We start from the raw sequence: 18,621 nt of genomic DNA, 5'->3' as shown, positions 1-18,621 counted from the left end.
CCGGTGATACCCGGTGGCCGGGGATCGAAACGAGGGCGCGTGAACCCGGCACCCTGGTTCACGCCGCGGGGTCGCTGAGCCGGCAGCCCGCCTCGAGGAACAGGGCGTGCACGAAGGCCTGTGGCAGGTTCCCGCGGAGCTGGTGCTGCACCACGTCGAACTCCTCGGCGTACAACCCTGGCGGTCCGCAGGCCGCCCTGCTGCGCTCGAACCAGCCCCTCGCCTCGACCTCCTGGCCTCGCTGCCGGCAGGCCAGCGCGGTGAGGAACCCGCACAGCAGGAACGCGCCCTCGGCCGCGTGCAGCGGCCGCTGGTCGTGCCGGAAACGGTAGACATAGCCGTCCTCGGCCAGCTCGGTGCGCACCGCGTCCAGGGTCGCGACGCTACGGGGGTCGTCGGCGGGAAGGGCGCCGCGCACCGCCGGCAGCAGCAGCGCGGCATCCACCCGGTCGTCCCGTGCCGAACGCTGCCAGCGACCGCTGGGGTGCACGCAATCCCGCGCCGCGTCCGCCAGAATGGTGTCGGCAAGGGCACTCCACCGGCCGGCTCGTCCGTGGGGCGGGCCGGTCGCCGCCATGGCGCGCAGACCGGCCACGCAGCTGAGCCGCGAGTGCGCCCAGTGCTCCTCGTCCAGCTCCCAGATACCGGCGTCCGGCTCGTCGCACCGCCGCTCGATGGCATCCACGGCGATGTCAACGGCCCGCCAGTGGCGGGAGTCCAGTCTCCCGCGCCGGGCAGCCGCGGCGAACATCAGCAGCGCCTCGCCGAAGGCATCCAGCTGGAAACCCCGCACCGCCCGGTTACCCGTCCGCGCGGCACCGCCTGGATAGCCGGGCAGGTTGCCGATCGGCCGCTCGTCGGGCACCCGCTGTCCGCTGACCGTGTAGACCGGGGACAACCGCGGCCCGTCCGCGTGCAGCCGCTCGGCGACGAAGTCGGCCGCGTTGTCCAGCAGCGGATCGCCGTCCGCGCCGATGGCGGCGACCGCCTGTGCGGTGAAGCACTGGTCCCGGATCCAGGTGTAGCGGTAGTCGTAGTTGCGTCCGGCACGCGCCCGCTCCGGCAGGGAGGTCGTGGCTGCGGCGACCATCCCGCCGTGGGTGCTGGTCAGGCCGCGCTGCACCGCGTAGGCGCGGCGGGCGTCCCTGCTACCGAGCACGTCGGCCAGCCCAGGAACCGCGGTGCTCCACTGCTGCGCGGTGGCCTCCCAGGCTGCGGCCGGATCCGCCGGGGCCCCGGACAACGGGCGGTCGGACAGCTCCAGCACCAGGTCGTGCGTGGTCCCCGCGGGAATGGCCAGCTCGGCCACCAGCGAACTCCCCCGTTTCCGCGCCTGCTCCGCGCCGGTCCAGCGCAGGTGCAGCGGACCGACCCTGGCCCGCCAGCCGCCGTGGTCCCTGCGTAGCGAGCGCATCGGCTCCCGGTCGAAGTCGGCGCGGGGTTCGAGCACGACCGTCACCGCGGCGTCGCCGTCCACCGCATGGATCCGGCGCAGCAGGACCGCGCTGTGCGGGTCGCCGGGGAACACCAGCGCCTCCCGGCACTCGATCGCACCGCCGCCCAGCATCCAGCGGGACCGCCAGATCAGCGAACCGTCCTCGTAGAACCCACCGGGTACGAAATGCTTACCCGACGGGCGCACGGTGTAGTGGCCGCGCCCGCCGAGCAACGTGCAGAACACCGCGGCCGAGTCCCATCTCGGTACGCACAGCCAGCCGATCTCCCCGTGCGAACCGATCAGCGCGCCCCGCTCGCCGTCGGCCAGCAAGGCGTAGTCGCGCAGGACCTCGGGCGGTGGCTCACCGGAGGAAGGACTCGGCGTACCTGGGCTCATCCGGCCGCCTCACCGGCGCGCGGCCACGCCGCGCAGCACCCGCGTCCCGGCCCAGCCTGCGGCGAGCGCGACGGCAGGCCCCAGCGCGGTACGGGCGACCCTGCGGTACCCGGGCGGCCGCGGGCGGGTGCCGGTGCGCTCCGCGCCGAGCCGGGCCTGACGCAGCACCTGCGCGGTATGCAGCGCCCGGCGGCCGGTGCCCGCGTCGGCGATCTGGGTGGAGCAGGAAAAGCCGTCCGTGATCATCAGCGTCGCGGGATCGGCCTCGCGCACGGCGGGCAGCAGCGCCTGCTCACCGCAGTCCATCGAGATCTGGTACTTGCCGTCCTCGAACCCCCAGGACCCGGCAAGGCCGCAGCAGCCCCCGGTGACCTCCCGCACGTCCAGCCCCATGTCCTCCAGCAGCGCGCGCTCGGGCGCGGTGCCGCCGGTCGCCTTGTGGTGGCAGTGGCCCCACAGCAGCGCGTCCCGCTCCAGCCGCGGCGGCCGGATGTCGAAGGTACGGAAGAACTCGGCGAAGTGGTAGGCATTGGCGGTCAGCCGCCGCGCGTCCTCGTCATGCGGCATGATCCGCATCAGCTCGTCCCTGAACACCGCGAGGCAGCTCGGTTCCATCCCGACCACCGGAACGTCCGCACGCACATACTCCCGCAGGGTGTCCAGTACCCGCCCGAGGTAGCGCCCCGCGAGGTCAAGGAAACCGTAGTCGTACAGCGGCCGCCCGCAGCACATATGCCGGTCGGGCAGTACGACTCGCCAGCCGGCGGCCTCGATCTCCTCAACGCAGGCCACCCCGACCTCGGTATGGAAATGGTTGTTGAAGGTGTCCGGGAACAGCACCACCGGGCGACCGTGGGGGTTGGCGGTGCCGCCCCGGCGGCGGAACCATTCCTGCAGGGTCATCGGCGCGAACCTGGGCAGCGGCCGCCGCCGGTCGATCCCGGCGGCCAGCTTCGCCAGCCTGTCGAGACCCGGTGCCCCGGTGGCGAAATTGGCCAGTTCGGGTATCCGCGCGGCGGCCCGTGCGGCCTGGTCGATCAGCCCGAAGGCGTAGGCGTGCCGGGGTCGCCAGCGCCGCCAGGACCGGTAGTGGTGCCGCAGGAACTCGGCCTTGTAGGTAGGTATGTCCACATTGACCGGGCATTCACTGGTGCATCCCTTGCACGCCAGGCAGAGGTCGAGTGCGTCGGCGACCTCCCTCGACTGCCAGCCGTCGGTGATCACCTCGCCGTTGAGCATCTCGAACAGCAGCCGCGCCCGGCCCCTCGTGGAGTGCTTCTCCTCCTTGGTCACCTGATAGCTGGGGCACATCACCTGGTCCCGCGCGGGTTCCCGGCACTTGCCGATGCCGACGCAGCGCAGCCCGGCATGCGCGAAGTCGCCGTTCTCCTCGGGGTAGGCGAAGGCCGTGCCGGGGTGCCAGGGGTGGTACCCGGCGCCCAGCCGCAGGTCCTCGTCCAGCCGGTACGGGTCGACCACCTTCCCCGGATTCATCTTCCAGTCCGGGTCCCAGATCGCCTTGAACTCCCGCATTGCCCGCACCAGCTCGGCTCCGTACTGCTTCTCCAGCAGCTCGGCGCGTTGCTGGCCGTCACCGTGTTCCCCGGAAAGGCTGCCGCCGAAGGACACCACCAGGTCGGCGGCCTCGGCGAGGAAGGCCCGGTAGTCCGCGACGCCGGTGCGGCTGCGCAGGTCGAAGCTGATCCGCGAATGCACGCATCCCTCGCCGAAATGGCCGTACATGGCACCACTCAGGCCGTGCGCGTCCAGCTTCGCGCGCAACGCGGCGAGGTAGTCGGCGAGCCGGTGCGGCGGCACCGCGGAGTCCTCCCAGCCCGGCCAGTTGTCCCGGTCGTGCGCGAAGGCGGTTCCGCCCAGCCCGCCTTCCCGGATCTGCCAGATGTCCGCGCTGGTGGCCGCGTCGGTGGCGACCAGAATCCGGCCGGGTTCCACCCGGTGCTCGTGCTCCAGCCAGCTGGCGAACTCCCCCGCCTGCCCAGCCGACTCGCACGCCGTGTCCGCACCGAACTGGACCAGCAGCCAGGCACCGTCCGCATCTCCTGGCAGGTGCTGGATCTCCCTGGTGTGCATGCGCTGTTCGAGCTGGCTGCGCACCAGGTCGCCGTCGAGGGCCTCCAGCCCGATCGGCCGCCACCGCTCGACGATCTCCGGTGCGTGCCCTGCCGCGGCGATGATGTCCGGGTAGCGCACCACCACGAGCGTGCGCTGCTGCATCGCCGGGGTCAGCAGCAGGGTGGAGCGCAGCACGGTGACGCAGGTGCTCTCCGTCCCGACCAGCGCGCTGGCGACGTTGAACCCGCGTCCCGGCAGCAGTTCGTCCAGGTTGTAACCGGACACCCGGCGCGGCACCTCGCGCACCGGCCGGAACCCGGCACGGATGGCATCGGCGTAGCGGTCGCGCAGCTCGCGCAGCGCGGCGTAGATCTCCCCCTTGCGCCCGCCCGCTGCGACGATCTCCTCGATCCGATCCTCCTCCCCGTTGCCCACCCAGAAGCGTTCGCCTTCGTAGGTGACGACCTCGAGCGCGTGCACGTTGTCCGAGGTGCGCGGCCCTGGACCGTACAACCGGGACTGTACCGAATGGACACCGCAGGAGTTGTTACCGATGTTGCCACCGATGGCGCAGCGGCCGTGCGAGGAGGGGTCGGGGCCGAACACCAGGTCGTGCCGCCCGGTATGGCGGTTCAGCTCCTCGTTGATCACCCCCGGCTCGCAGGTCACCATGCGGCGGTCCGGATCGAACATGCCGATGCCGGTGAGGTACTTGGTGTGGTCCAGGACCACCGCGTAGTTGACCGTCTCGCCGGACAGGCTGGTCCCGCCACCGCGGTTGAGCACGGGCGCGTCGAAGCGATGGCAGATCCGGTGGGTGGCGACGACGTCCTCGCGCGTCCTCGGCACCACCACCCCGATCGGCACCTGCCGGAAGTTGGAGGCGTCATTGGCGTACAGGGCACGGGAGCCCTGGTCGAACCGGACCTCGCCGTCCAGCGCCTCGCGCAGCGCGCGCTCCAGCCCCGCGGTGTCCAGCCGCACCCTGCCTCGGGGCGGTCCGGCCACCTCCGGGTCCGTCTTGGCGGGGACCTCGAGTCCGGCCTTCCGTGCCGCGCGCATCAGCGTGTTCCTTTCTCCTCGGCTGGACCCCACGCCCGGTAGGGCTCGAGGTCGGGCCATCTCACCTCCAGCCCGAGCCCCGGCCGGTCCGGATCGGGCCGCAGGGCACCACCCACAGGGGTCGGAGTGCCGTCGAAGGCGATCCCCTCGAAGCGGACATGGTCGTGGAAGTACTCCAGGTGCCGCAGCGGGCGAACCGCGCAGAAGGCGTGCGCCGAGGCCGAGGGGGCGCAGTGCGCGGAAAGGTCGACCTGGTGGACGGTGCACAGGCCGGCGACCTGCAGCAGGCCGGTCACGCCGCCGCAGCGGGTCACGTCAGCCTGCAGGCAGTCCACCGAGCCCAGCAGCCCGGCGAAGTCGTGCGGGACGAAGCCGTACTCGCCAGCCGCCACCTCCAGCCCGCCGGGCCCGTGCTCGCGCACCAGGCGCAGCCCCCCGGGGTCATCCGAGCTGACCGGTTCCTCGAACCAGCAGACGTTCCACTCCCCCGCCAGCCGGTGCGCCCAGTGCAGCGCCTGCTTGCGGGTCAGCGCTCCGTTGGCGTCGGCAAGCAGCGCGGGTCCGGGGCCGATCGCCGCGCGCGCGGCGGTCAGCCGCTCCGCGTCCCGCGACGGTTCGCGGGAGATCTTCAGCTTCACGCTGCCGATCCCCGCTTCGACCCAGTCGGCGAGCTGCCCGGCAAGCCGGTCGAGCGGGTAGTTGGTGAACCCGCCGCTGCCGTAGACCGGGACCTGGTCGTGGAAGGCCGGCAGCGCGCGGTACAGCGGCAGGCCGAGCAGCCGGGCCTTGAGGTCCCACACCGCGAGGTCCACCGCGGACACCGCCATGGCGCCCACGCCCGGTCGCCCCGCGTTGCGGATCGCGGCGAACATCCGGTGCCACAGCGCGGGCGGGGTGAGCGCGTCGGCGCCGAGCGCCAGCGGGGCCAGTTTCGAGGCCACCAGTGTGGCGGTGGCCACGTCGCCATAGGTGTAGCCCGTGCCGGTCACGCCCGCGGCATGTGCCTGGACGAGCACCATGGTGGTGGAGTCCCATTCCAGGGTCCCGTCCTGCTCCACCCCGCCGGGGCCGTCGGTCGGCAGCTCGAACGCGTGCACCTCGACGGCCTCGACGGGAACCATCTGGCTGTCCGGCATCGTACGGCGCCTCGGTCAGCTCCGGTCGCGGCCGGGCAGGTTCTCGTAGAAGTCGGCGAGCTTCTGCCGGAACCCGCGTACCGCCATGCCGACCTTCTCCGGGTCCTTGATGCCCGCCTTGACGGCCTTCTTGCCCTGTTCCTTCTTGATATGCGGTGGGATCGGCGGGATTTCCTGGTCCACCTTGAACTCCAGCACCACCGGGCGGTCACTGGCCAGCGCCTGCCGCCAGGCCTCGTCGACCTTGCCGATCTCGTCGCAGTAGATGCCGCGCAGCCCGATCAACTCGGCGTACCGGGCGTAGGGCACATCCGGAATGGCCTGTGAGCCCATGAACTTCGGGTCACCGCCCATCGCCCGCTGCTCCCAGGTGACCTGGTTGAGGTCCTGGTTGTTGAAGACGCAGAAGATCAGGGGCGGCGACCCGCCGAGCTGCTCGGCATAGCGGTGCACGGTGATCATCTCGTTCATGCCGTTCATCTGGAACGCGCCGTCGCCGGCAAAGGCGATCACCGGGTGATCCGGATAGGCGAACTTCGCGGCGATCGCGTAGGGCACCCCCGGCCCCATGGTGGCCAACGTGCCGGACAACGAGGCCCGCATCCCGTCACGCAGCTTGAGATGCCGGGCCCACCAGTTGGTCGCCGACCCGGAGTCGGCGGTCAGGATGGCGTCGTCCGGCAGCAACGGGGACAACTGCTGCGCGACCGCCTGCGGGTTGATCTGGTGCTCGAAGTGCTGGCTCGCGCGGTCCGCCATGATCCGGTTCCAGGTACGCACGTTCTCCTCGATGCGCTCCCGCCAGGACCGGTCCTCCTTGTGCGCCAGCATCGGGATCAGCTGCTTGAGCGTCTCCTTTGCGTCCCCGACCACATGCGCGTCCATCGGGTAGCGGATCCCGATCATGCGCCCGTCGATATCGATCTCCACCCCGCGCGCGGTGCCCTCGTCCGGCAGCCACTCGGCGTACGGGAAACTGGTACCGATCATGAACAGCGTGTCGCAGTTCATCACCATGTCGTCGCTTGGCTGCGAGCCGAGCAGACCGATCGGGCCGGTGACGAACGGCAGGTCGTCGGCCAGCACCTCGCGGCCGAGCAGGGCCTTGGCGACACCCGCGCCGAGCAGTTCGGCCGTCTCGATCACCTCGGCCTCGGCATGAGCGGCGCCCTGCCCGACCAGCATCGCGACCTTGCCGCCCTCGTTCAGCACCTCGGCGGCGCGGCGCAGTTCGTCCTGGTTCGGCAGCACCCGTGGCTGGCTCCAGCCCACGCTGGAGTACACCGCCCCGTGGGTCTTCGGCGGGGACGGCTGCGCTTCCTCCTCCTGCAGGTCGACCGGCACCACGATGGTGGCCACCCCGCGGGTGGTCAGCGCGGTCTTGAAGGCACGATCGATGACGTGCCGCACCTGGCCGGGATGCATGCACATCTGGACGAACTCGGACACGTCGGCGAACAGCGTCTCCAGGTGCACCTCCTGCTGGTAGTGCGTGCCCTGCGAGAGCCGCTTCTGCTGCCCGACGATCGCCACCACCGGCTGGTGGTCGAGCTTGGCGTCGTACAGCCCGTTCAGCAGGTGGATGGCACCCGGCCCGGAGGTCGCGACACAGCAGCCCACCTCACCGGTGAACTTGGCGTGCCCGCAAGCCATGAACGCCGCCATCTCCTCGTGCCGGGACTGCACGAACTGCGGATCACCTTCGGCCCGGTCGAACGCGCCCAGCAACCCGTTGATGCCATCGCCCGGATAGCCGTACACGCGGTGCACGCCCCATTCCCGGACCCGGCCCACGATGTAGTCAGCGACCTGCGCCATGTGAATTCTCCCCGTCGACTCGTCGTTCGATCCTCGGTGTGCGGCCGGGTGCCGCTAGTCGCCCGCCTGGCGTGCGGCCAGCCGCAGCCGCTGCTTGCCGGTGTCATAGGCCAGCTGGAGTGCGTCCGAGGCGGCGACCGCGGTAAGCGCAGTGCACACCAGCCGGGCGGCCCTCGGTGCGAGCACCATGCCCGCGCTCAGCCCGGTGGACACCCAGACGGCGAGGCAGAACGGGCAGGTCACCATCTCACCGACCGCGTGCTGGGTGCCATGGCCGCGGACCGACTCGTTGAGCTCGGCCTCCCCCGCCGGTCCCTCGAACCGGGCGAACGGCGCCCGCAGCGGGCTGGTGACGGCGTCCTTCGCGAGCAGCCTGCCAGCCTTGTGCGTCGCCACCGACAGCAGCACCGTGTCCCCCGCGCCGAACCGCTCCGGCAGGCGGGCACCGGCCGCCCTGCCGAGCACGGCGAGCGCCCCGGCCAGGCCCGCGTAGGTACCGAGCACGACGGCGTAACCGCGCAACGGCCGGTTCGCGTCGCCCTGGTACAGCCGGTGCATCCGTTCGAAAGCCCGCCTCAACCCGATCATGTCCGAGGGCTACCCGGCCACGGAGCGGATAAACCCGCTGGGCCGTGTTTAAGGAAGGCGCGTATCACCTCGGTCAACGCCTGCTGAGACGGCGCCTAGCCGAACCAGCGCAGCAGAAACCGCAGGCCGGTCCGCAGGACCAGCAGGGAAACCGGCTCATCCGCTCCGAAGACGGCCGGGAACAGCAACAGTAGCGCGGTGACGTAGTAGAACGCTCTCCGCGGTCGGGACACCCTCTCGTTCCGCACGATACCGGCATTCCCTGCGCCAGCACGATCGAAACAACCACCCGCGCGAAGATTCCAAACTGTCCACAGTAGACTTTCGTGGATATGGTCCCGCCGCCGGTTTCGCTATAGTTCGTCGTTCCTCCGGCCGGTCAGCACCGACTCCGGCTGGGTACGCGCCGGTTCGCGGCGGCGGTCGGCGCCCTCGTCGTTCTTCTTCACCAGCAGCCACTGTTCCTGGCCGCGGTCGGCACCCATCCTGGTGCGCACCAGCGAGTACGCCCCGCAGAGCCTGTGGCCGTGCAGGCGGACCCGCAGGTGGCCGCGTTCCAGCGCCCGCTCGGCGGGTTCCTCGGTGAGGTTGTCGAAGGAGCCGACATCCCAGACGACGACGGTTCCGCCGCCGTACTCCCCTTCCCGGATCCGGCCCTCGAACTCCAGATAGTCCAGTGGATGGTCCTCGGTGCGCACGGCCAGCCGCCGTTGCGCGGGATCGGTGGCCGGGCCCTTGGGCACCGACCAGGACACCAGCACGCCGTCGATCTCGAGCCGGAGGTCGAAATGAGAGGTGGACGCCTCGTGCCGCTGGACGACGAACGCGGGCGCGCCGTCCCGGCGCCGCCCGCCTGCCGGCTCACCGGAGCGCCGGAGGTCGCGCTTGCGATGGTACTCCCGTAACCGTTCCTTCCTGGCCATACCGGTCGAGTACCTCGGCGGCGCGAGCCGAAACCGGATGAACGGGCGCTACCGCACGACCCCCAGCTCGCGCACGGCCTGCCGGACCGAGGTACGCACCCGCAGGTAGTCGGCCAGCCCCACGGCCCTGATCGGCCGCAGCACCTGCCGCTCGTTGGACACCACGGCCAGCGGCACGCCGACATGCTCCGATCTCCGCGCCACCGCCACCAGCCGGGACAGCCCGGACGAGCCGAAGAACCGTACGTTCGACAGGTCGATGATCACCCCGGCGGGCCCGTCATCCAGCGCCGCGTCCAGCGGGTCGTCCAGCAGGTTGGCGTTGCCAAGGTCGACCTCGCCGTCGACACGCACCACCGATATCGCGTCCAGCCGGTCGCCGCGGATCCGCAGGTTGTCACGAGCGGTCACGGTGCCGCGCATACGGCCATTCCTCTCATCGAGGGGATACGGTCTGTGTCGCCCTCGCTCATCGGCGTTCTCGGACCACGATCCCGGTTACCACCTCTCCCCCGGCTCAAACCCGAAGCAGCACACCGCCACCCACGCCGAGCAGAACGGTCAGCCCGGCCAGCAGTACCGCACTAGCGCGGGCCCAGCCATCGGCGCCGGCCACGACCGCACCGGACGCGGTGGAAGAGAACAGCTTGCCGATCCAGCGCAGGTAGTAGAAGACGCTGGCTACGGTGTTCAGCACGGCGAGCACGACCAGCCACCCCAGCCCAGCGTCCAGGCCCGCGGCGAACACCGTGAGCTTGCCGAGGAACACCGCGGTCGGTGGCGTGCCTACCAAGCCGAGCAGGCATACCACCAGCGCCAGCGCCAGCAGCGGATCGTGCCGGAACAGCCCGGTGTAGTCGGTACGGCGCTCGGCCCGCCGGTACGCCGCCACCACGGCGAACGCACCAAGGTTGGTGACGGCGTACCCGGCGAGGTAGAACAGCAGCGCGGGCCGGGCCAGCGCTGCCCCGGCGGCCGCTGGGGCGATCAGCAGGTAACCGACCTGGCTGATGGTCGAGTACGCCAGCAGCCTGCGGACGCTGTCCTGCCAGAAGGCGGCGAAGTTGCCAAGGGTCATCGACGCCGCGGCCAGTACCGCCACCAGTATGCCGGTCCCCGCCCCGCCCGGGATCGCCTCGGTCACCAGCCGGTACACCGCCGCCAGCCCGCCGATCTTCGGCACCGTGGTGAGGAAGGCGGCCACCCCGGTACCGCTGCCCTCGGTGGCGTCCGGCACCCAGAAGTGCGCCGGTACCGCCCCGGCCTTGAACAGCATCCCGGCCAGCACCGCCACCAGCGCGGCCAGCATGGCGGTCCGCGGCACCCCGGCCAGACCGGTGCGCAGGGCCTGGTACTCGGTCGCACCGCCGAGCCCGTACAGCGTGGTCGTCCCTGCCAGCATGACGATGCCCAGCAGTGCTCCGGTGAGCGCGAGCTTGAGCGCCGCCTCGGTCCCCGGCGCGTCCTTGCCGAACCCGGCCAGGGCGTACAGCGGGACGCTCGCCAGCAGGTACGCGGCGGCCAGCACCAGCAGGTCACCCGAGCCGGCAAGCAGCACCGCCCCGAGCGTGGCGAGCAGCAGCAGGGTGGCGTACTCGGTCTCCCTGGCGTGGCCGCGCACCACTCCCCTGGACAGGGCCAGCACCAGCACCGTGGCCAGCGGGGCGAGCACCCGGACGGTGTGCAGGGTCGCGTCGACGGTGTAGGTGCCGTCGAAAGCCGCGCCGGCGCCCTGGCCGGCCGCGCGCAACGCCAACCCGGCCGAGCCCAGCAGCGCCACCGTGGCCAGGGCATGCACGACCCACTGCCGCTCGCGGGGCAGCCACAACCCGGCCAGCAGCACGCAGGCCGCGCCCGCCAGCAGGCACAGTTCCGGCAGCAGCCCGAGCAGGTCCCTGGTCATCGCGCCACCAGCTCCGCGACCGCCCGCGCGCCGGGCTCGACAAGCTCCAGCAGGAAGCGCGGCAGCACCCCGATCACCAGCGCGAGCCCGAGCAGCGGCACCGTCGCGGCGACCTCACTCGGCCGGGCGTCGGGGAACGGGACGCCCGGCAGGGGCAGCCGCTGCGGCCCGAGGAAGACCCGCTGCAGCGCGCGCAGGAACAGCGCGGCGGTGACCAGGATGCCGAGCAGCGCCAGCGCGGTGGGCACCGGCGCGGCGCCGAGGCTCCCGGTGAAGATCTGGAACTCGGCGATGAAACCGGAGAACCCCGGGAGGCCGAGCGCCGCGAAAGCACCGAGGGCGACCAGCGCGGCGAACCGTGGCGCGGTCCCGGCGAGCCCGCCGTAGCGGTCCATTTCGTAGCTGCCCGCCCGGTCGTAGCACACCCCGGCGAGCAGGAACAGCGCGCCGGTGATCAACCCGTGGCTGACCATCTGGGTGACCGATCCGGCAACGGCGAGCTGGCGCGCCTGGTCGGTGTTGCCCGCGAGGATGCCCGCCGTGCCCACGCCGAGCGCGAGGTAGCCCATGTGGTTGACCGAGGTGTAGGCGATCATGCGCTTCAGGTCGCGCTGGGCCAGTGCCACCAGGGCCCCGTACAGCGCACCGGTCACCCCGAGCAGCACGAACACCATCGCGTACTGCCGCCAGGCCTCGGGCAGGACGGGCATCGCGATCCGGACGAAGCCGTATGCGCCCATCTTCAGCAGCACCCCTGCCAGGATCGCCGAACCCGCGGCAGGGGCGTCGGTGTGCGCGGGCGGGAGCCAGCTGTGCAGCGGCACCAGCGGGGTCTTCACGGCGAGCCCGAGGCACACCGCCAGCAGCACCAGCCCGCCCTCCACCGGGCTGCCCGCCAGCGGGCGCTGCTCTGCCAGCCGCACGATGTCGAATGTGGACGGGCTGGCGGCGAGATACAACCCGATGAAACCGAGCAACAGCACCAGCGACCCGAGAAAGGTGTACAGGAAGAAGGTCAGCGCCGACCGCCGGTTGTCCCGGTGACCCCAGCCCGCGATCACGAAGTACATGCCCACAATGGACAGGTCGAGGAACAGGAAGAACAGGATCAGGTCCAGCGCGGCGAACAGGCCAAGCGATGTCGTCTCCAGGAACAGCAACAACGCGACGAAGCCACGCACCCTGCGGGTCTGGCGCAGCGAGTACACCGCGCAGGCGAGGAACAGCACGGCCGTCATCGCCACCAGCGGCAGCGAGATCCCGTCCACGCCGACGTGGTAGGAGACGCCGATGGAGGGAATCCACGGCACTCGCACCTGGTAGCCGTAGCCGGGACCGGTGAATCCGGCCCACAGCACTCCGGCCAGCATGACCTCGACCCCGGTCGCCGCCACGAAGGTCCAGCGCACCACCCGGTCCGGCAGGCGGGGCAGCGCGGCCAGCGCCACGCTCACCGCGAGCGGCAGGAAGATCAGGATCGTCAGCATGCTGCTCACCCCGCGAGAACCAGTGCCGCCGCGCCGACCGCGGCCACGACTACCGCGAGCACGACGACCACCTGGGCGTAGTACTGGTGCAGGAGTCCGGTCTGCGGTCTGCGGGCGAGCGCGCCGAGCCTGCCGCCCGCGCGGGCCACTCCCCCGACCGTGCCGCGCAGCAGCTGCTCCGGGCCCCGGTCCACCGCCCGGGCCACGGCCTGCCCGGACCGGCCGGCACCCCGCACCACCGCGAGCAGACGGTCGTCGACCGCGGCCAGCAGCCGGGCGAGCCTGCGCACCGGCCGGGCCACCGCGCGGCGCGCGAACCCCTCGAGGCCGAGCCACTGCTGCCCCGCACGCACGGCCCGTGCAGGCAGCCACGCGCCGCGCCGGGCCCGGAGCACGGCGAGGCCCAGTCCCGCCACCGAGACCACCGCGGACAGGGTGGCCGGTCCGGGCCGGAGCGAACCGGGGCCGGTTCCGGCGACCATCGCCAGGCCGAGCGCCGCGCTGGGCAGGGCCAGCCCGCACAGGGCCACCGTCACCCCCAGGGGTGCCCGGTGCCGGTCCGCGCGGGCAGGCCGGGCGAGCACGGTGTGCAGCACCCGCCCTGCGTATACCCCGCTCAGTGCCGTGGCCGCCAGCGCTACCCCGTGCAGCCAGGTGGAAACCCCGGCCAGCACGAGATCCTCGGTGACCCACAAGGTCAGCGGCGGCACCCCGGCCAGCGTCAGCGCGCCCACCGTGCCGCTCACCCCTGCCAGTGGGTACCGGCGGCCCGCACCGCGCAGCCCGGCCAGCTCGGTGCTGCCGAGCCCGGCGAGGAAGGCGCCCGCGACGAGGAACAGCAGGCACTTCACCACCGCATGCCCGGCCACGTGTGCGGCCCCGCCGGACGCCGAACCCGCCCCGGCTGCGAGCACGACGAAACCGATCTGCGCGCAGGTCGATGCCGCCAGCACCTGCTTCAGCTCCCGCTGCACGCAGGCGAGCGCGCCGAGCAGCAACGCGGTCAGCGCGCCGAGCCAGGCTGCCGTGGCCGCGGCCCAGCCACTGGCGTGCAACAGTGGCGCCAGCCGCAGCAGCAGATACCCGCCCGCGGCGACCATGGTGGCCGAGTGCAGCAGAGCGCTCACCGGACTGGGACCGGCCATCGCCCCGGAGAGCCAGAACGAGAACGGCAGTTGCGCCGACTTACCCGCCGCCGCCAGCAGTACCCCGGCGGCCGCCACGTGCAGCCACGGCGCGGGCAGCGTGGCGAGCCGGTCCAGTTCCAGCGAGCCGGCCGCGGCGAATGCCGCACCCGCGGCGAGGTACAGTCCGAGGTCACCGGCACGGGTGGTGAGGAACGCGACCGTCCCGGCCCGCACCCGCCACCGGTCCCGCCACCAGAAGCCGATCAGGGCGTACGAGGTCCCACCCATCACCTCCCAGGCCATCAGCAACGGCGCCAGCGTGGTCGCGGTGACGGTGACCAGCATCGCCCCGGCGAACAGCAGCAGGAACCCGAAGAACCGGCCCCGTGCTTCGCCGGGGCCGAACTCGGCGGCCGAGTAGACCACGACCGCGAGCGTCACCACCGCGACGGTCACCACCAGCAGCGCGGACAGCCCGTCCACGGCAAGACCGGCAGGCAGGCCCGCCAGCAGTGGCAACCTGAGCCCGGGCCGGGTGAGCGCGACGGCCACGGCCAGGGCCAGCACCCCGGCCGCCACCGCGAGCGCACCGGCGGGAGCCCACCGGTCGGCCCGGCGGCCCGCGCACAGCAGCGCGGCCCCGGCGGCGAGCGGCAGCCCGGGCAGCGTCAGCAACGCGCTCATCCGGAGAGGTCCGCGGCCGCATCGGTGACATCCACATCCCGTGCCCGGAACAACGCGAGCGCCGCGCCGAAACCCATCGCCATCTCGATCGCCATCAGCGCCATGGCCACGAGCACGAGCACCTGCCCGTCCGCGCCGCCGGGCCAGGCGTAGTACCAGATACCGGCCGCGGCGACGAGCACCGCGTTCAGCATGACCTCCAGGCCCATCATCAGCATGACGATCGACTGCTGGGAAAGGGCGCCGTAAAGGCCGACCGCGAACAGCGCCGCGGCCAGCAGCAACACCGCCTGCAGGGTCACCGGCGCACCTCCCCCGCCGCGCCGTACCTACCACGGGCGGTGGCGAGCACGGTCGCCGCGATCATGGTGGCGAACAGACCCGCCCCGATGATCATCATCACCAGCATCTTCCCGCCCATGATCGCCGTACCGAGCTGGTGCGTGGGGTCGGCGGGCCGGGACGGGGCCCGCTCCGGGAGCGGGGCCAGCAGGATGGCTGCGGCCAGCGCGAGGAACACGGTGACCGAGATGACCAGCGCCCCGCGCCGGTTGTGCACCATGGACATCGGTTCCAGCCCGGCCGGGTTCATCATCAGCATGATCATGAACACCGCCATGATGGCCATTTCCGCGGTCATCATCAGCACCACCAGCGCGCCGAGGTAATGCAGGTCCAGCAGCAGCATCTCGCCCGCAACACACAGGAACGAGGCGAGCAGCAGCACGGTAGCCCGCGCCATGGAGTCCACCCGGAACACCAGCGCGGCCGAGGCGACGGCCAGCACGGCCAGCGTCCAGAACGCGACGAGGTCCCACATGCCGCCGCCTTACCCGCGAACCACGACGACGACACTCACCACGAGCAACTGCAGCAGCGCCAGCGGAAGCAGGCCCAGCCAGCCCCAGGTCAGCAACCTTTCCGGGCGCACAAGCGGCAACCGCCGCCCCAGCCACACCAGCAGGGCCACCACGGCAACCGTCTTGATGCCCGACCACGCCCATGGCGGCAGCACCGGTCCGTGCCCGCCGCCGAGGAACAGGGCGGCACCGAAGGCCGCGCCCGCCGCCAGCATCAGGTACCGCCCGGCGTGCAACACCAGCGCGTCCGCCCCGGACAGTTCGCTGCGGACCCCGCCCGCGATATCGGCGCCGACCGGAGTGGACAGCGGTCCCCAGAAGGCCATCCCGGCGACACCGACGAGATAGACCGCGAAGGCCGCAGGCATCCACACCACGAACCAGAGTTCCTGCTGGGCCTGCACCACGGCGCCGACCCGCAGGGAGGCGGCGGCGACCGGGGGCGTGGTGAGCGCGAACATCAACGGCAGTTCATAGGCCAGGGCCTGGGCCAGGAAGCGGTACCCGCCCACCAGGGAATAGGCCGAGTTGCCGCCCCAGCCGACCAGCCACACCAGCATCCACGGCAGCACGCCCATGGCGTTGAACCACACCACGCCGACCGGGAGATCGGCCACGACCCGGCCACCGGCCGGAACGACCGCGGCCGCGAGCAGGGCGGCGACCGCGATCCCGCAGGCGCCTGCACGCCACAGCAGGATGTCCGCACGCAACGTCGAATGCCGTTCTTGCAGCAACAGGCGCAGCCCTTCGCGTACCGGCCGGGCCAGTTCCGCGGCCCGTACCCGGCGCCCGGCCGCACCCACCGCGAGTGCCGACTCGAGAGACGCGGCGACCAGCGCCACCGCGCCGAGGGCCGGTGGCAGCACCAGCACGCTCCACAGTGGTGCCTGCTCAAGCACGGCTCGCTCCCGGTTCCTCGGCGAGATCGGGATCCAGGCTGGCGACGATCAGCCGGGCGGCCGCCAGCTCGGTGCCCGCCAGTAACCCGGGCAGGAGCTCGAGGACCTCGGCCGAGGACGGGCCGGGCATCGGCTCCGCGGCCAGGCGCCGCGGCCGCGCCATCCCGGATACGGCCTCGGTCGCCCAGCGGCTGAGCCGGTCGGCGGCGTCGCCGAACCCGGCGGTCCGGCCCAGGCCGGTGAGCGCGCACCGGAGTAACCTGCTGCGGCGGACCCTGTGCAGCACCGCATCCACGGCCAGGGTGACCTCGGCGCCGGTGTCCCCGGCCAGGATGCGGTCCCGCAGGACCTGGCACCGCAGGCTCGGGCCACCCCAGCCTGCCACTCCGAGCAGCCGGGCGATCGAGTCCAGGCGCCGCGCCGGCAGCGGGGCGGCATCGGTCCAGAACGGGCGGGTACCCACGGCGAGCCCCAGCGGCTCCACCTCGGCCCACTGGACGAGGTCCCCCTGCAGCCCGAGGTTCAGCCGCAGTCCCGCGGGCCAGTACGGCAGCGCCGGGCCCAGTGGTACCCGCAGCTGGTCGAGGGTCAGTCCGTCCCGGTCGTCCGCGCGGCCCGCCATGGGCGGTTCGGACCACTCCCCCGCGCCGGCGCCCGCGCGCCCCTGGCGCCGCATGGCGAGCCTGCCGGGTAACCCGGCCAGCGCCGTATCCACAGTGGACATATCAGGGATCCGCGCCAGGATCGAGGGTTCCGGTAGCTGTCGTGCGGCCAGGTCGGTGGCCGCACGCAGGCCGCCGTGCAGCACACCCGCCTCGAGCAGCACGTCGGCGTCCGCGGCCGAGCAGGCCATCGGCCAGCCGGCCCGGCGGGCGCGTTCCTCCACGGCAAGGCGGACGCCGGTCGCCCCGGGGGCCTCCGCGAGCAACAGGCGGGGCCGCGCCACGGCGGCACGGCGCAGGACGGTACTCAGGCCCATCGCAGGCCGCCCTCGCGCCACACGTACAGCACACCGAGGAACAGGACGGCAAGGAAGCCGAACATCTCGACCACGGCGGGCGTGCCGTGCTCGGCCACCACGACAGCCCACGGGTACATGAACACCATCTCCATGTCGAAAGCCAGGAACAGCAGGGTGGCCGGATACCAGCGGACGTGGAAACGGGACACCGCGTGTTCCGCGGGCAGCCCGCCTGCCAGGAACGGGGCGGTCACCTGCCGGGAACGGCCTGCCAGCAGCAGGTTCAGCCCGTAGACCAGGCCGAGTAGCACCACGGCCAGCCCGAGCACGGCCAGCACCGGCGCGAACAACGGTGAGCACCTCCCCGGCGTTCCTGCGGCCACGTCACAGCGCCAGGGGTACCCACGACCGGGCGGGCTAATCCGCGGTCAGGACTGGGTGAGCTCCTCGCGCAGTTGCCGCAGGGTCTTCGCCAGCAGCCGCGAGACATGCATCTGCGAGATACCCATCTGCCGCGCAATCTGGGTCTGCGTAAGGTTGCCGAAGAACCGCAACATCAACACCGAGCGCTCCCGCGCGGGAAGTTCCTGGAGCAACGGTTGCAGGGCCTCGTGGTTCTCCACCTCCTCCAGCTGCGCGTCGTAACCACCCAGGGTGTCCACCAGGGACGCCACGCCCACCTCGTCCACGTTCCCGTCCACCGAAACGGACTGGTACGCGTTCCCCGCCAGCAACCCGTCCACCACCTCCTCGAGCTCCACCCCCAGTTCGGCCGCCAGCTCGCTCGGCGTCGGCGCACGGCCGCACCGCTGCGCGAGCTCGGCGCTCGCCTGGTTCAGCGCGAGATGCAACTCCTTCAGCCGCCGGGGAACGCGCACCGACCACGCCGTATCCCGGAAGTACCGGCGGATCTCTCCCATGATCGTCGGTACCGCAAAGGAAATGAACTCCTTGCCCCGGTCGGGCTCGAACCGGTCCACCGCATGCACCAATCCCAGCCGCGCCACCTGCACCAGGTCTTCCCGCGGCTCTCCCCGGCCACTGAACCGGTGCGCGATATGCTCGGCCAGTGGCAGGCACCGGGTCACCACGGCCGAACGCAACCGGGCCCGTTCCGGATCGTCGCCATCCAGCCCCGACATGCGGACCAGCAAGGGCAGCACATCGGAATAGTCCGCGGACGATCGGTCCTCCTTCCGGCCGGCCGTCACGCTGCACGTCCATCCAGTGGACTTCCGCACCGGAATCGTAGAATCACGACAT

General features: G+C 71.8%; 17 protein-coding genes. All 17 read right to left on the bottom strand.

All coding sequences use genetic code 11. The features are described 5' to 3' along the window. Positions 1-58: 58 nt before the first annotated feature. The 17 genes from KOI47_RS16155 to KOI47_RS16075 all read right to left on the bottom strand — a co-directional run bounded on the left by KOI47_RS16155 (position 59) and on the right by KOI47_RS16075 (position 18,569). Complete coding sequence (locus KOI47_RS16155; RefSeq protein WP_216216763.1) at positions 59-1,834, bottom strand: glycoside hydrolase family 15 protein; 1,776 nt, start codon at positions 1,832-1,834, stop codon at positions 59-61. 9 nt (positions 1,835-1,843) lie between these two features. Next, entirely contained in the window at positions 1,844-4,969 is a 3,126-nt protein-coding gene (locus KOI47_RS16150; RefSeq protein WP_216216762.1) for an FAD-binding and (Fe-S)-binding domain-containing protein, read from the bottom strand. After that, on the bottom strand, positions 4,969-6,090 hold the full coding sequence (locus tag KOI47_RS16145) for an enolase C-terminal domain-like protein (protein ID WP_232376775.1): 1,122 nt from the start codon (positions 6,088-6,090) through the stop codon (positions 4,969-4,971). Before KOI47_RS16145 ends, KOI47_RS16150 begins: the two co-directional genes overlap by 1 nt. Before the next feature lie 30 nt (positions 6,091-6,120). Continuing rightward, positions 6,121-7,923: a thiamine pyrophosphate-requiring protein gene (locus KOI47_RS16140; RefSeq protein WP_216216760.1), complete on the bottom strand. Its 1,803-nt coding sequence runs from the start codon at positions 7,921-7,923 to the stop codon at positions 6,121-6,123. Positions 7,924-7,977: 54 nt separating this feature from the next. Beyond that, complete coding sequence (locus KOI47_RS16135) at positions 7,978-8,511, bottom strand: DUF1360 domain-containing protein (protein WP_216216759.1); 534 nt, start codon at positions 8,509-8,511, stop codon at positions 7,978-7,980. 95 nt (positions 8,512-8,606) lie between these two features. Continuing rightward, complete coding sequence (locus KOI47_RS16130; protein ID WP_216216758.1) at positions 8,607-8,744, bottom strand: hypothetical protein; 138 nt, start codon at positions 8,742-8,744, stop codon at positions 8,607-8,609. 120 nt (positions 8,745-8,864) lie between these two features. Then, a complete protein-coding gene (locus tag KOI47_RS16125) occupies positions 8,865-9,434 on the bottom strand; it encodes a DNA polymerase ligase N-terminal domain-containing protein (RefSeq protein ID WP_216216757.1) in 570 nt (189 codons plus the stop codon). A 48-nt stretch (positions 9,435-9,482) separates the two neighbouring features. Further along, complete coding sequence (locus tag KOI47_RS16120; RefSeq protein ID WP_216216756.1) at positions 9,483-9,857, bottom strand: STAS domain-containing protein; 375 nt, start codon at positions 9,855-9,857, stop codon at positions 9,483-9,485. Between the two features lie 94 nt (positions 9,858-9,951). After that, the gene (locus KOI47_RS16115) at positions 9,952-11,337 is read right to left on the bottom strand and encodes an NADH-quinone oxidoreductase subunit N (protein WP_216216755.1); all 1,386 of its coding nucleotides are present in this window, start codon (positions 11,335-11,337) and stop codon (positions 9,952-9,954) included. Next, on the bottom strand, positions 11,334-12,824 hold the full coding sequence (locus KOI47_RS16110; protein ID WP_216216754.1) for a complex I subunit 4 family protein: 1,491 nt from the start codon (positions 12,822-12,824) through the stop codon (positions 11,334-11,336). The genes KOI47_RS16115 and KOI47_RS16110 overlap by 4 nt, the downstream gene beginning before the upstream one ends. Positions 12,825-12,829: 5 nt before the next feature. Continuing rightward, entirely contained in the window at positions 12,830-14,635 is a 1,806-nt protein-coding gene (locus KOI47_RS16105; RefSeq protein ID WP_216216753.1) for a proton-conducting transporter transmembrane domain-containing protein, read from the bottom strand. Beyond that, positions 14,632-14,937: an NADH-quinone oxidoreductase subunit NuoK gene (gene nuoK / locus KOI47_RS16100; protein WP_216216752.1), complete on the bottom strand. Its 306-nt coding sequence runs from the start codon at positions 14,935-14,937 to the stop codon at positions 14,632-14,634. The genes KOI47_RS16105 and nuoK overlap by 4 nt, the downstream gene beginning before the upstream one ends. Next, on the bottom strand, positions 14,934-15,455 hold the full coding sequence (locus KOI47_RS16095; RefSeq protein WP_216216751.1) for an NADH-quinone oxidoreductase subunit J: 522 nt from the start codon (positions 15,453-15,455) through the stop codon (positions 14,934-14,936). The genes nuoK and KOI47_RS16095 overlap by 4 nt, the downstream gene beginning before the upstream one ends. 9 nt (positions 15,456-15,464) lie before the next feature. Continuing rightward, complete coding sequence (locus KOI47_RS16090) at positions 15,465-16,397, bottom strand: NADH-quinone oxidoreductase subunit H (RefSeq protein WP_216216750.1); 933 nt, start codon at positions 16,395-16,397, stop codon at positions 15,465-15,467. After that, entirely contained in the window at positions 16,390-17,376 is a 987-nt protein-coding gene (locus KOI47_RS16085) for a hypothetical protein (RefSeq protein WP_216216749.1), read from the bottom strand. Before KOI47_RS16085 ends, KOI47_RS16090 begins: the two co-directional genes overlap by 8 nt. After that, positions 17,367-17,708, bottom strand: coding sequence for an NADH-quinone oxidoreductase subunit A (locus tag KOI47_RS16080; protein WP_216216748.1), 342 nt, complete (start codon positions 17,706-17,708; stop codon positions 17,367-17,369). Before KOI47_RS16080 ends, KOI47_RS16085 begins: the two co-directional genes overlap by 10 nt. Positions 17,709-17,786: 78 nt before the next feature. Then, positions 17,787-18,569, bottom strand: a complete 783-nt coding sequence (locus KOI47_RS16075) for a SigB/SigF/SigG family RNA polymerase sigma factor (protein WP_269756713.1) — start codon at positions 18,567-18,569, stop codon at positions 17,787-17,789. Positions 18,570-18,621: the final 52 nt, after the last annotated feature.

It is taken from the genome of Amycolatopsis aidingensis (genome assembly GCF_018885265.1).
Lineage (GTDB): Bacteria > Actinomycetota > Actinomycetes > Mycobacteriales > Pseudonocardiaceae > Amycolatopsis > Amycolatopsis aidingensis.
The sequence above is the reverse complement of the archived record's forward strand: the minus strand, read 5'-3'. Positions and strand labels throughout refer to the sequence as shown.

What these genes read in the sequence shown, in the direction of transcription:
- KOI47_RS16155 (WP_216216763.1), bottom strand. Translation starts at nt 1,834, where the DNA reads ATGAGCCCAGGTACGCCGAGTCCTTCCTCCGGTGAGCCACCGCCCGAG.
- KOI47_RS16150 (WP_216216762.1), bottom strand. Translation starts at nt 4,969, where the DNA reads ATGCGCGCGGCACGGAAGGCCGGACTCGAGGTCCCCGCCAAGACGGAC.
- KOI47_RS16145 (WP_232376775.1), bottom strand. Translation starts at nt 6,090, where the DNA reads ATGGTTCCCGTCGAGGCCGTCGAGGTGCACGCGTTCGAGCTGCCGACC.
- KOI47_RS16140 (WP_216216760.1), bottom strand. Translation starts at nt 7,923, where the DNA reads ATGGCGCAGGTCGCTGACTACATCGTGGGCCGGGTCCGGGAATGGGGC.
- KOI47_RS16135 (WP_216216759.1), bottom strand. Translation starts at nt 8,511, where the DNA reads ATGATCGGGTTGAGGCGGGCTTTCGAACGGATGCACCGGCTGTACCAG.
- KOI47_RS16125 (WP_216216757.1), bottom strand. Translation starts at nt 9,434, where the DNA reads ATGGCCAGGAAGGAACGGTTACGGGAGTACCATCGCAAGCGCGACCTC.
- KOI47_RS16120 (WP_216216756.1), bottom strand. Translation starts at nt 9,857, where the DNA reads ATGCGCGGCACCGTGACCGCTCGTGACAACCTGCGGATCCGCGGCGAC.
- KOI47_RS16115 (WP_216216755.1), bottom strand. Translation starts at nt 11,337, where the DNA reads ATGACCAGGGACCTGCTCGGGCTGCTGCCGGAACTGTGCCTGCTGGCG.
- KOI47_RS16110 (WP_216216754.1), bottom strand. Translation starts at nt 12,824, where the DNA reads ATGCTGACGATCCTGATCTTCCTGCCGCTCGCGGTGAGCGTGGCGCTG.
- KOI47_RS16105 (WP_216216753.1), bottom strand. Translation starts at nt 14,635, where the DNA reads ATGAGCGCGTTGCTGACGCTGCCCGGGCTGCCGCTCGCCGCCGGGGCC.
- KOI47_RS16095 (WP_216216751.1), bottom strand. Translation starts at nt 15,455, where the DNA reads ATGTGGGACCTCGTCGCGTTCTGGACGCTGGCCGTGCTGGCCGTCGCC.
- KOI47_RS16085 (WP_216216749.1), bottom strand. Translation starts at nt 17,376, where the DNA reads ATGGGCCTGAGTACCGTCCTGCGCCGTGCCGCCGTGGCGCGGCCCCGC.